This is a genomic window from Pseudomonas sp. MPR-R2A5 (assembly GCF_058793055.1).
On record NZ_JBXAFK010000021.1, the window covers coordinates 98,177 to 110,681 of the forward strand.

Below are 12,505 nucleotides of genomic sequence, written 5' to 3' on the forward strand. Positions count from 1 at the left end.
TCATGTCCCGCATCACTGTGTACCCGGCTGAGGGCCGGAAGACCCCGGATCCGGAGGCCGGTGATTATTTGCCGCCCGAAGGCCGTGCAGTCCCTCGCAACATCTATTGGTTGCGGCGCTTGAGTGACCAGGACGTCACTGAACAACCGCCGAAGAAAACCAAGTCCACCACCAAACCTGCCGCCGATGTCGCCGCGGCTGAACCTGGGAGCGCGGAGTAATGAGTGAAGTCAGCTTTAACAATATTCCCAGTGACATTCGGGTGCCGCTTTTCTACGCCGAAGTGGACAACAGCCAGGCGAACAACGCGACATCCAGCATGGCGCGCCTCATCGTCGCCCAGGTCAATGACGACTCGGTAGCCGAGGAGATCGGACACTTGACCTTGGTCTCCAGCCTTGGGCTGGCCAAGAGCATCGGTGGCGTTGGTTCGATGCTGGCACAGATGTACGAAACCTGGCGCTCCAGCGATCCCGCTGGCGAGGTTTGGTGCTTGCCGGTTAAAGGAGTGGGCACCAAGGCCGCTGGCACGGTCACCATCACGGGGGCTGTTACCGCCGGCGGGGTGATCAACCTGTACATCGGCGGAACCCGTGTACGCGCCACGGTGGCGACCGGTGCAAGTCCCACGGTGGCGGCTGCTGCTTTGGTGGCGGCCATCAATGCTGCTGGCCTGGCTGTCACTGCTGCAGCGGTCGCTGGTGTGGTCACCCTGACCTGTAAGTGGTCGGGTGATAGTGGCAACGATATTGCGCTGCAACTCAATCGGCTTGGCCGCAATAATGGCGAGACTACCCCCGCAGGTCTGACGGTTGTGCTTGCCGCGATGTCTGGCGGCGTTGGTTCCCCTGATGTGGCCGTTGCTCAGGCAAGTATTGGTGATGAGCCTTTTGAGTTCATCTGTGCGCCCTGGTCGGATACGACCTCGCTGGATGCCTGGAAGGAATTCATGGGTGATTCCAGTGGCCGCTGGAGCTGGGCCAAGCAACTCTATGGTCATGTGTATGGTGCGAAACGCGGCACGCTGGGTTCCCTGGTGGCATTCGGATCGGCGCGTAACGATCAGCACGTCACGGTGTACGGGTTCGAGGCTCTTGTGCCAGATCCATTTTGGAAAATGGCAGCGGGCTATGCGGCGCGCCAGGCCGTGTTTATTTCCGCTGATCCGGCTCGGCCCACACAAACTGGGGAACTGACCGGGGCTAACCCGGCGCCGGCGGGTAATCGCTTTTTGCTACTTGAGCGGCAATCGCTGCTGACGCACGGTGTCGCCACGGCTTACTACGGTGGCGGTGCAGTACGCATCGAACGCGCAATCACCACTTATCAGCGCAATGCGTTTGATCAAAGCGATGATTCGTACCTGGACAGTGAGACGTTGCACACCTCTGCCTATGTCATCAACTTCCTGAAAGCGCGGGTGACCAGCAAGTATGGCCGTCACAAGCTGGCCGACGACGGTACCCGCTTTGGTGCCGGCCAGGCGATCGTAACACCGTCGGTTATCCGCGCCGAAATGATCGCGGGTTATTACGCGCTTGAGCAACTGGGCATTGTCGAGAACGCTGACGCTTTCGCCGAAAACCTGATCGTCACGCGATCCTCCACCAATCCCAACCGGGTCAACGTCCTGTATCCGCCTGACTTGATCAATCAGTTGCGCATCTTCGCGCTGCTGTATCCGTTCCGCCTGCAGTACGCCGCCGACGCCGCGTGACAAATCGAGTAACCATGGCCCGCCAAGTGCGGGCTTTTTTGTAGGAGTAAGGCCATGGGCCAGAAAGTCGCCGGTACCGTCTACATCAAGGCGGACGGTATCCAGTTCACAACAACGGGTGGTGTGGAATGTCCGCTGAGTGACGTCAAGCGCGAATCCGTAGCGCCGGGGTTCTTCAAGGAAGAAGACCTGGTTGCCTATGTGAAAGCCACCATTGTTCATTCCCCTGACTTGCCCATCAAGCAAATCACGACCGCCACGGACCAGACCATTACCGTCGAGTTCAAGAACGGTGGCGTTTACGTATTGTCAGGGGCCTACGTCATCGGAGAGCCGGTGTCGAAGGGTGACGACGGGACCATCGACATCCAATGGGATGGCACCAAGGGAGGTTGGCAATGAGCGAAGTCGTAAAGCTGTCCGCGCCTATTGAGGCCCACGGCGCGCAATTGAGCGAGCTGACCATTCGCCGGCCTACTCCGCAGGAAGCCAGGGCCATCAAGGCGTTGCCCTACAAGATCGACAAGGATGAAGCGGTATCGATCGATCTGGACATCGCTGCCAAGTACATCGTCGTGTGCGCGGGTATCCCGTCGTCCTCGGTCAACCAGTTGGACCTGGCTGACCTCAACAGTCTCAGTTGGCAGATTGCTGGTTTTTTTATGACGCCGGCATCTGCGACCTTGACGGCCTGATAGCCGTTGCCTACGACCTGGCCTACTTCTGGAAAACGGACCCAGAGCTGGTTATGGCCAGGTCGCTGGATATCGTTCTTGAGTCGATTGCGCACGCCCAGCGCATCAACAATGTGTTGGAGGGGGGGTGATGGCAGATAAATTTCAGCTCAAGGCGTTGATCACCGGCGTTGATAAGCTTTCGCCTATGTTGGCCGGCGCCCGTAAAAACGTCGCCGCGTTCCGTAAGGGGCTGGAGAAAACCGGCCTTGGCAAGATTGGGTTCAGCGATGTCGTCACTGGCGGCGTATTGGCTGCACCCTTTGTCGCGGGTGCCAAAGCGGCCATTGATTTTGAGTCGCAGATGGCAGACGTGAGGAAGGTTGTTAACTTCGACACGCCGCAACAGTTCAAGCAGATGGGGGATGACATTGGCCGAATGTCGGACCGCTTGCCGATGGCTGCTGGCGACATTGCCAAAATTGTCGCTGCAGGCGGACAGGCGGGTTTTGCGCGTGAAGAGCTGCTGGGCTTCGCTGAGTCCGCAGTGAAGATGGGGATTGCATTCGACCAGACTGCCGAACAAAGCGGCGACATGATGTCCACCTGGCGAACCGCGTTCAGGATGACCCAGGAAAGCGCAATTCGCCTGGCCGATCAAATTAACTACCTGGGCAATACGGGGCCGGCCAACGCGCAGAAAGTGTCGGCGATTGTCACAGAGGTAGGGGGGCTAGGGGAAGTTGCGGGTCTGTCAGCGGCTCAGGTCGCGGCGCTCGGTGCGACGATGGCCGGCGTCGGCGTGAAACAAGATGTGGCGGCAACAGGCATCAAAAACTTCATGCTGTCATTGACCAAGGGCACTGCGGCGACCAAGAGCCAGTCGCAGGCTTTTAAATCATTGCGGCTGGATTCGAAAAGCGTTGCTGAGGGTATGCAGAAGGATGCACAAAAAACCCTGCTGGATGTCCTCACGCGTATCTCCATGGTCGATGCCACCAAGCGTCCTGCCCTGTTAACCGAGTTGTTTGGCAGCGAGTCGGTAGCGGCCATTACACCCTTGCTCACAAACGTCGAACTGTTGCGCACGAACCTGCTGAAGGTGGGGGATGCCACCAAGTATGCCGGCTCGATGGAAAAGGAGTACCAATCAAGAGCAGACACGACGGCAAATAACCTGAATGTATTAGGCAACAACGCCGACGGCGTGTCTCGGGCGTTTGGTGAGGGGTTACTTCCGAACATCAACTCGGTGGTGGACGCCATGCGGCCAATGATCACCCAGACAGCAGAGTTCATTAAAGCCAATCCCCAACTGGTCAAAGGCTTGGCGGTTGCGGGTATCGCGTTCACGGCGCTTCGTGCAGGTGTTTTTGCCGCGACCGTGGCCGTGCGGGTGCTGGGCGTTGCCTTCGCGGCCACTCCGATCGGCATCATTGCGGTAGCGATCGCGGCGGCGGCAGGCTTGATCGTCGCCAACTGGGAGACTGTTGGGCCTTTCTTCACGGCGTTGTGGGATCTGATCAAGGCTTACACCACCCCCTTCATTGACTTCATGAAATCGGTTTTTGGTTGGACGCCTATGGCGCTGATCATCAAAAACTGGACGCCGATCACGGAGTTTTTCAAAAAACTGTGGGAGGACATCCAGCCCTACATTCAGCCGATTCTGAAGTTGTTTGGCATGGAAGACGGTGGCATCGGGCTGACCGCAAAAGTCCAGCAGCAGGCCGAGGCGCAACGCATTCGCAATGCCGGGGTGGGTGGCGGTACGGGGGCGTTCTTGTTGGCGGATGCGCCGCAGACAATGCGCAGTCAGCAGGCCCAACGTAATGCGACCCAAGCAGGGTTAGATCCCAATCAGTTGCTGCGGGTACCCGGCTTGCCGGCTCCCGGCTCGCTGCTCCAGCAGACGGCAGCGGCGAACAAAACGCAGCTTAATGGTGAGCTGGTGATGCGCTTTCAAAACGCTCCGCCGGGGATGCGGGTTGACCCGGCCAAAACCAGCCAGCCAGGGCTTTCCATTACACCGAAGGTCGGCTATCGGTCCTTGTCGGGAGATGCACCATGAGTGAGTGGCGTGACCGAAAACAGGCCGCATCCTTTCGTGGGGTTCCGTTTTGGGTTGATACCGATAATGTACCGGTGGGCCGCCGCACGCAGGTCCACGAATACCCCCAGCGTGATCAGCCTTACACGGAAGACATGGGGCGCCAGACACGCAAATACCGGTTTTCCGGTTTTGTCGTGGGTGACGACTGCTTGTCGCAACGTGACCGCCTGCTGACCGCGCTGGACAAACCGGGCGCGGGCGAGTTGGTTCACCCCTGGTTTGGCCGGCTGACGGTCACCGCGGGGGAGTGCGAGGTCTCCCACGCGCGGGATGAGGGGGGCATGGTTCGCTTCGCACTGGAGTTCATTGACGGCACGTTGGAGTTTCCAGTCCAGGCCCCCAATACCAAACAGCAACTGGTCAAACAGCAGGATTCGTTGCTGGCGTCTATACAGAGCCGGTTCAGTACTGCGATGGCCGCCGTCAACTTGGCGGGGCAGCGAGCGCGGGCATTGCGTACCGCGTTGTCGAGCGTGTACGCGTTCGGTATCAACTTCCTGAAACCCATGACGTCGTTGGCGTCGGATCTAGATGCTTTCGTGAATGACCTGGTGAATGCACCGGATGCGTTTGCGGCGAGCTTGTTGAGTGACCTGACTCGTTTGGAAAGGACGTTTGACGGTTATGGCGCCGGCAGTCAGCTGAAGAGCAGCCAGGCCATGGCGGAGGCTATACCGGCGCTTGAGACTGGAGCGCCTTTGACGTCGACCGCCGATGAAGCTGCGATTCAGGCGGCGGTTATCGGATTGATCCAGGACGCTGCCATTCTGAGCCTGGTGCTGGATATGGCAGAGGTGCCCATTGCTGATGTGTCCAGTTCTGGCCAGGCCGCTAGCCTGGCTGCCCAGTTGGGTGAGCAGGGGCTGACGACGGTAGCGGGTGAGGCCGAGCTGACCAGTGTCCCGGTCGCTGACGACATTCTTGAATTGCGTGATGCAATCAGCGAGGCCGTATGGGCTGTTGCTGCCGATAGCGCTCCGGATCACTTCAGCGTCCTCAGTGATGCACGGCTACGCCTAGATCGCCATTTGACCGAGGTCGCCCGCAGTGGTGTGTGGTTGCGCGCCTACACCCCACGGCAAACGGTTCCGTCGCTTGTTCTCGCGTACAGCCTTTACGGCGATGCGCTGCGCGGCGCTGAGATTGTTTCGCGCAACCGCATCCGTCATCCCGGTTTCGTGCCGGCCACTGAGCTACAAGTCGCCAAGAGCTGATTATGGATCAATCCAATATCGTCACCCTAAGCGCTGGCGGGTACGACTACGCCGGGTGGAAATCGGTGCGGATCAGTGCCGGACTGGAGCGCCAGGCCCGCGACTTTGAGTTGGGTATCACGTGGAGCTGGCCAGGCGGTGGTGATGTGCCGGTACGCATCAAGCCGGGTGAAGCGGTCGAAGTGCGGATCGGCAGAGAGCTGATCCTGACGGGGTATGTGTCAGCAGCCCCCGTTCAATACGATGGTCGGGCCGTCAATTTGTCGATCTCGGGAAAGTCACGGACAGGCGACTTGGTTGACTGCGCTGCGATCAATACCCCTGGTCAATGGCGCGCCCAGAGTGTGCAGAGCATCGTTGCAGCGTTGGCGGGTGAGTACGGGATCACCGTTGTTGATGATTCCGGCCTGGCGCAGGCGATCGATGACCATACGATCGAGCCCGGTGAGACGGCGTTCGAGAGCATTGACCGGCTACTGACGCTGTCTCGCCTGTTCAGCACCGACGACGGTCGCGGGCGGTTGATCATCGCCTCACCTGGTAGTGCTGGCCGTGCGGCTGATCGGCTGGTGTTGGGTGAGAACATCCTGACCGGCGATGCACAGATGGATTTTTCCAATGTGTTCTCCCAATACGTCAGCAAGGGTCAGCGCAGTGGTACCGATACGAGCTTCGGTGTCGCCGCATCAGAGGTCGAGGCATCGGTTACCGATGATCGAATCGGGCGCAAACGCGTCAAGGTCATCCAGCAGTCCGGCCAACTTACCCCAGCCATCGCACGTGCGCGTGTTGTGTGGGAACGCGCCAATGCCATCAGCAAGGCCCTGGCGGCCACCTATAAATGCCAAGGGTGGCGGCAGAGTAGCGGCGAGCTGTGGCGGCAAAACATGATTGTGCGTGTGGTGGATCCCACCGTTGGTTTTGACCGGGACATGCTGATCACGGAAATCAGTTACGAGCTCGGCGAGCAAGGCACTTTTGCCACGCTCAGTGTCGCCCCACCCGATGGTTTTCTGCCCGAACCGAACGATGCCTATGAGAAGCGCAAGCTTCGCAAGGGCAAGAAAACTGACAACTTTGAATACCTTATACCTGCGGACTACAAACCCTCATGAGCGCACTGACGAACTTCCTCGCGCGTGGCGTGGTTGCCTTGGCCAACTCGGCCAGCAAGTTGCAGAGCCTGCAGCTTCGTTTGCTGGCTGGTGAAGTAAAGGACCAGGTCGAACACCTGGAACCGTATGGGTTCACGGCCTGTCCGCATGACGGCGCTGAGGCCCTGGCCGGATTTATTGGTGGTGATCGCAGTCACGGGGTGGTGATCGTCGTCGCGGACCGGCGGTTTCGGCTACAAGGTCTGAGCCCAGGGGAGGTGGCCATGTACACTGATGAGGGCGACAAGCTCCACTTCAAGCGTGATCGGATCATCGATATTGAAACCGTGACGCTGAATGTCAAGGCCACGCAGTCGGTGAACTTTGATACGCCCCTGATCAAAACAACCGGCCGCATTGAATCGGATGGAGATCAGGTCGCCGGCGGCGTGAGTCAGATCAATCACCCACATGAGGGTGTGCAGAGTGGGAACGGCCAAAGCGGGCCACCCGTTGGAGGCACTTGATGATCGATCGTGAGCAGCTTCTTCGCCGCGCCGTAACCATCAGCTTGTTTTCCTGGCGCCGGGCCAATGATGACGATGACTTGGACGACAGTGACCGCCAGGGTTGGTGGGGAGACAGCGTGCCTACCGTGGCGGGCGACCAGATAGGTTCACGCCTTTGGCTGTTGCGCCGACGATCGCTGGTGCCGGACACCTTCAAGGATGCCAAGGATTATGCCGATGAGGCCCTGGCCTGGATGGTCGCGGATGGCATCGTCACGGAGGTCGCTGTCACCGTAGAACGCTACGGCATCAACGGGATGCGCATGAGCGTGCTGATGACAGAGGCAAACGGCGAAACGCTAGAACTGGCCTTTGAGGATACCTGGAGTTTAATCAATGCCTTATGACATCCCAACGCTGCCTGCGCTGATTACGCGCACGGAGGCAGACTTTGAGCGAGACGCTCCCGATGCGTTGCGCCGATCTGACGCCAAGGCCGCTGCCCGTGCACACAGCGGCGCAGCCTTTGAGCTGTATGGCTATCAGCAATGGATCGCCAAGCAGTCGCACCCGGCAACTTGCGATGAAGAAAACCTTCTGCGCTGGGCTGACTGGCGGTTGGAGAAGGGGCGAACAGATGCAGTTGCTGCCGCTGGGCTGATAGCCGTGACAGGGGCGTCTGGCGCACTGGTCGACGCTGGCGTCGTTTACCAGTATGAGGACGGGCGCCGCTATACCGTTGCCCAGACAACCACCCTGGTCGCCGGTGCTGCCGTCGTGCCCGTTACGGCGAATGATGTCGGGACGATTGGCAACCTTGCGGCCGGCACCTTGACGGCGGTTTCTCCGGTGATCGGCGTCAATTCCACTGCGACCATCGGTGTCGATGGCATCGTCGGTGGAACCGACCAGGAAACAGTAGACGCCTTGCGGGGCAGGGTGCGGCAAGCGTTCAAGAACCCGAGCAAGGTAGGAAACAGCGCGGACTTTATTGAATGGGCCTTGGAGGTGCCAGGGGTGACTCGCGCCTGGGCTCTGCCCCGCTGGATGGGGCCGGGTACGTTTGGTCTGACCTTTGTACGTGACGCGGATGTCAGCATCTTCCCCACACCTGCCCAGGTAGCAGAAGTACAGGCCCATTTAGATGCCAGGCGTCCGGTTACCGCTGAAGTCTACGCCTTTGCACCGATTGATAGGGTGCTCAACTTCTCGATCAAGTTGACGCCTGATAGCACGGCGCTGCGTACGGCGGTTACGCAATCGTTGGCCGCGCTGATCAATGATGAGGCGGGAGCTGACTCGACCCTGCTGATTTCCCACATCCGTGGAGCAATCAATAATACCGCTGGCGAGACCGATCATGTGCTGACGTCTCCCAATGCTGATGTGGTCATTGCCATCAACGAAGTGGCTTCACTTGGGGTGATCACATGGCTATGAGTGAAGACGACTACAAGCAGCAACTGCAACAACTGCTGCCGCCCGGCCCAGCTTTTGACGTTGAACTACAGACCGACATTGCGGCACTGGTGGCTGCCTTTGCTCCCGAGTTCGCGCGTATTGATGCTGCCTTGGATGAGCTGCAGGCAGAGTTAAATCCCGCCAGTGTCAGTCAGCTTTTAACTGACTGGGAAGAGTACCTGGGCATTCCTGATGTGTGTGTTGTGCCTGGATCGCAAACGGTGGCAGAGCGCCGTCAGGCGGTGCTGAACAAGATGAGCGCGACCGGAGCACCCCAGCGTGCGTACTACCTGCGGATGGCCACGCAAACCGGCATTGGCATCGCCATTGATGAGTTCCGCCCCGCCCGTGTCGGCTCGACCAATGTGGGTGATTTTCTATATGGCGATGCATGGCCCTGGAGCTGGCTGGCGTCGGCACCGATCGATGCATACGGTACTGCAGAAGCCGCTACGTTGGATTGTCGCCTGCAGCTCGAGGCGCCTGAGTATACCGACGTGGTGCTGGGCTTCGGGCAGGAAGTCGTCCACAGCATTGTCAGCCAGGTCGACACCTTATTTAACGTTATCCATTACGTGACGCCTGCAGCGATCGCCGGCATTGAGGATTTTTAGCATGCAGCGAATTTCCAGTTGGACCGATCTTGTCACTGCGCTTGGCCGGTTTCGCTACGGCACCATCGTGGGAGGCGTGAGCCCAACGCCGATAAAGGCCGAATGGTTGAACGCCGTTCAGGAGGAACTGTGCAACTTGATCCTCGGGTATCTGCCTGCTCTGGATGTTGAGGACAACACTCAGGTGCTCAAGGCGATTCAGGCAGCGATTGCTAACTATGCGGTGAAGGCAACGTCATTAGCCGGGTACAACATTCTTGATGCCTATACGAAAAATCAGACTGACTTTCTACTTTCAAGTAAAGCGAACAATGCCATCACTCTGGGCGGTTATGGCATCGGCGATGCCTACACAAAGACTGCTACAGATTCGCTGCTCAATTCACTGCATCAGACTATCCAAACCGCGCTGGACGCACTTGACCTCGCGAAGCAAAACAAGAACACCGCGTTGTTGGGCGTTAACGGATGGAAGTTGGACAGCGCTACGGGGCTGTTAGAGCAGTGGGGGCAAGGTAACGTAGGCGGAGACGCGGTCAGTGCGCCAATCGACTTTCCAACTCCGTTTGCTGAGGTTTACAACTGCTTCGGGAACAAAGTAACTCCCAACTCCTCAGACAGTGATGCCAACGATGCGGGTGCCTATGCGGTAAGCAATACGCAATACAGGCTATTCAACGACACGCAGAACTTTGGAGCAACGATTCACTGGCGCGCGATTGGCAAAGCGCCGGGGTATTAATTCGCATCGATCCCAAACTTCAAAAAGCATCCAGGCCGCACTGCGGTTTTTTTTACGACTGGAGAAACATGAATGACTGATATTTCAGCGCTGGAGAGTTACGCGGGGCAGTTGTCGGAAGCGGCTCAACTTTCGCTAGGGGCGGCGGAAAAACAGCATCAATATATTCATGGCGATGCCGCGACTGATGTTGTTACTGAGTCGGGTCCAGTGCCGACAATTGCAAAGCAAGCCCGCTTGTCTCTGGAGCAAACGGCGGGTTTACAGTTGGAACTTGCCAGTGCAGACGATGCCGCCAAAGGTGCGAATTTAATCGGCGACAAGGGGACTACTGTCAGTGCGGCCCTAGCACTGAATCTGCGAAAACCGAGGAAAGTGTTCAGCAGGCTTTTTGCGGCCGCATCGTCTATTAGTCATCTGCGGGTGGTCATTCTTGGTGACAGCTTGGCCGGGGCCAAAATGCTTCAGCTCAACGCCTCGCTGGATCGCAGGATGGGCGGGGTTAACATGAGTGGTGTCAATAGTGCTGGTACAGGCGCTGGTGACGGTCCACCTACCGGCGGCTACGACCTCTCGCTCAGCACCGCCTCGCTCGTTACGGCGGAAACTTTTCAGTATCAGTATTGGCCCTCCGGGCTTGTCAGTCGTCTTAATGATGGCGCATCAGCACTTTGGGTTCGCTCGGGATCTTCGCCAACCTTTACCGATGTGAAGGTTTATTACATCAAAGAGCCCTCCGCCGGCACGCTGAATCTTTCCGTCGGAGGTACCGTTGTGGCAACCGTCTCCGCTGCCGCCGATGTCACTGGGCTTGGCGTTTTGTCCTACACGCAAGCAGCGGCTACTGCCGCCGTATTGACTACCGTTTCTGGCGGCTCGGTACGCGTTGTCCTGGTGCATACCCGCAACACCACCGTGTCCGGTCTCGACCTGCATCAGACCATGAACCGTGGTGGCCTGTTGCTGGCCGATGCAACGGCCTCCGCGCAAGGGCGTGCGATTTGGCAGGCGGCCCTGACTGACATTAACGCGGACCTCATCACCTTTGAGATGGACGATGACTTCGGGGATGGGGCGGCCGCTGATGCATCGTTCAACTACCTGATAGGTATTCTTGATGCGTCTAGTCCATACGCCGACAAACTGTTCATTGGGTCGACACCGAGAACCCTAAACGACTCGCTCAAGATGAGGTCCGGGCATTACCTGAAGGGCTTCTGCGGCAACAAAGGGGCGTCTTATCTGTTCTTCGACAGTTATCACCTCTTGGGCACGCACGCCGATATGAACACCATCTTCGGGACGGACGATGGCACCCATCCAGTAGCCGCCGCCCAGGCTTATGCCGCCGAGATGTTATGGGAGTTTCTCGGGCTTAACGGATTCAACTTAGGGTTCGTTTCTCGTGCGGTCAACGACCGTGGCACCCCATCCAGGCTCGCGCGCGGTACAACCATTGGTGATCGCCCAGGCAGGGAAATTTCGATCACTGGGGACGCCTCCTCGGGTTCGGACTTTACGCTGAACATGACGCGTTCTTTTGCACTTGCCAGCTCTACTGGAGTGGTCCTTCGCAGGACTTCGGTAAACCCCGGTGTGGTCTCCAACGTTGAGCCCATGGCCACCGACTTCGACACGCCCGCAAACGTACGCAAGCGCAACATAGTTACGGCGTCGGGAATAGAGATCACCCAGCTCGTAAAAACCGACAACCCAGGCGGCATGCAGCATCTGCGTGCGGGCCTGTTCTTCAACAGCTTTACGCGGGCTCAGCTATTGGCGCTCAGCGCGGCCAGCCAAATTGGGGCACTGGCGTACTGTTCGGACTGCACCGGTGGTGCTCAATGGGTCTATGCGAAAGGCCCGGCCTCGCAAGATTGGGTCACAGTGGCCGGCAATACCGCGATCTAACTTCGAGAGGCGACAAGCATGGCACTTACACTAAATGTGATTTACAAAAACGTAGAGGTCAAGGGAGCCTATGTCACTGTTGCAGTGGCTACCTTAGGTGCGGATAAGGCGGAAATGACCTTCAGCGTTCAGACCTGCGCCCAGGCTAACGGCGACCCTTTGACGTATGTTTACCACACGACACACTACGACATGGACGGTGAAAACCCATTCAAACAGGCATACGAGTACCTGAAAACTCTGCCTGAGTTTGAAGGCGCCATCGATTGCTGACAGGAGTAACTAATCAATAGCCTGCCTTGAGCGGGCTTTCTTCCGTTTGTGAGATTCCACCACGGCGTCTACTTGATCTCAGTCTGCTGATTTGGGGTGTTTATGAGGCTCTTCGCATTTAAGGGTGTAGCTGATTTCTAAACCCTCCTGACTTCAGCAAGCACCTGGCTATGTAATTGGTTA

14 protein-coding genes are annotated in these 12,505 nt (G+C 58.0%); all 14 read left to right on the forward strand.

What is annotated here, in order from left to right; genetic code table 11:
• The first annotated feature begins 2 nt into the window (after positions 1 to 2).
• The 14 genes from AC1Q6I_RS16660 (at position 3) to AC1Q6I_RS16725 (ending at position 12,322) form a co-directional block, all read left to right on the forward strand.
• Positions 3 to 221 (forward strand): DUF2635 domain-containing protein, encoded by a 219-nt coding sequence (locus AC1Q6I_RS16660; RefSeq protein WP_102643030.1) that lies wholly within the window; start codon positions 3 to 5, stop codon positions 219 to 221.
• Entirely contained in the window at positions 221 to 1,717 is a 1,497-nt protein-coding gene (locus tag AC1Q6I_RS16665) for a phage tail sheath subtilisin-like domain-containing protein (protein WP_102643031.1), read from the forward strand. Before AC1Q6I_RS16660 ends, AC1Q6I_RS16665 begins: the two co-directional genes overlap by 1 nt.
• A 54-nt stretch (positions 1,718 to 1,771) precedes the next feature.
• A complete protein-coding gene (locus AC1Q6I_RS16670) occupies positions 1,772 to 2,119 on the forward strand; it encodes a phage tail tube protein (protein ID WP_074847651.1) in 348 nt (115 codons plus the stop codon).
• Complete coding sequence (locus AC1Q6I_RS16675; protein ID WP_102643032.1) at positions 2,116 to 2,412, forward strand: phage tail assembly protein; 297 nt, start codon at positions 2,116 to 2,118, stop codon at positions 2,410 to 2,412. Before AC1Q6I_RS16670 ends, AC1Q6I_RS16675 begins: the two co-directional genes overlap by 4 nt.
• Before the next feature lie 130 nt (positions 2,413 to 2,542).
• On the forward strand, positions 2,543 to 4,462 hold the full coding sequence (locus AC1Q6I_RS16680; protein ID WP_102643033.1) for a phage tail tape measure protein: 1,920 nt from the start codon (positions 2,543 to 2,545) through the stop codon (positions 4,460 to 4,462).
• A complete protein-coding gene (locus tag AC1Q6I_RS16685; protein ID WP_102643034.1) occupies positions 4,459 to 5,718 on the forward strand; it encodes a DNA circularization protein in 1,260 nt (419 codons plus the stop codon). The genes AC1Q6I_RS16680 and AC1Q6I_RS16685 overlap by 4 nt, the downstream gene beginning before the upstream one ends.
• 2 nt (positions 5,719 to 5,720) lie before the next feature.
• Complete coding sequence (locus tag AC1Q6I_RS16690) at positions 5,721 to 6,833, forward strand: phage baseplate assembly protein (protein ID WP_102643035.1); 1,113 nt, start codon at positions 5,721 to 5,723, stop codon at positions 6,831 to 6,833.
• Positions 6,830 to 7,339, forward strand: coding sequence for a phage baseplate assembly protein V (locus tag AC1Q6I_RS16695; RefSeq protein ID WP_102643036.1), 510 nt, complete (start codon positions 6,830 to 6,832; stop codon positions 7,337 to 7,339). Before AC1Q6I_RS16690 ends, AC1Q6I_RS16695 begins: the two co-directional genes overlap by 4 nt.
• Positions 7,339 to 7,728 carry a phage GP46 family protein gene (locus AC1Q6I_RS16700; RefSeq protein ID WP_074847644.1) on the forward strand — a complete coding sequence of 130 codons (390 nt, stop codon included), beginning with the start codon at positions 7,339 to 7,341 and terminating at the stop codon, positions 7,726 to 7,728. The genes AC1Q6I_RS16695 and AC1Q6I_RS16700 overlap by 1 nt, the downstream gene beginning before the upstream one ends.
• Positions 7,718 to 8,761: a baseplate J/gp47 family protein gene (locus AC1Q6I_RS16705; protein ID WP_102643037.1), complete on the forward strand. Its 1,044-nt coding sequence runs from the start codon at positions 7,718 to 7,720 to the stop codon at positions 8,759 to 8,761. The genes AC1Q6I_RS16700 and AC1Q6I_RS16705 overlap by 11 nt, the downstream gene beginning before the upstream one ends.
• On the forward strand, positions 8,758 to 9,396 hold the full coding sequence (locus AC1Q6I_RS16710; protein ID WP_256581068.1) for a putative phage tail protein: 639 nt from the start codon (positions 8,758 to 8,760) through the stop codon (positions 9,394 to 9,396). The genes AC1Q6I_RS16705 and AC1Q6I_RS16710 overlap by 4 nt, the downstream gene beginning before the upstream one ends.
• A 1-nt stretch (position 9,397) precedes the next feature.
• Positions 9,398 to 10,138: a gp53-like domain-containing protein gene (locus tag AC1Q6I_RS16715; RefSeq protein ID WP_102643039.1), complete on the forward strand. Its 741-nt coding sequence runs from the start codon at positions 9,398 to 9,400 to the stop codon at positions 10,136 to 10,138.
• 72 nt (positions 10,139 to 10,210) lie between these two features.
• Entirely contained in the window at positions 10,211 to 12,049 is a 1,839-nt protein-coding gene (locus tag AC1Q6I_RS16720) for a hypothetical protein (RefSeq protein WP_102643040.1), read from the forward strand.
• A gap of 18 nt (positions 12,050 to 12,067) precedes the next feature.
• Entirely contained in the window at positions 12,068 to 12,322 is a 255-nt protein-coding gene (locus AC1Q6I_RS16725) for a hypothetical protein (protein ID WP_102643041.1), read from the forward strand.
• Positions 12,323 to 12,505 lie beyond the last annotated feature (183 nt).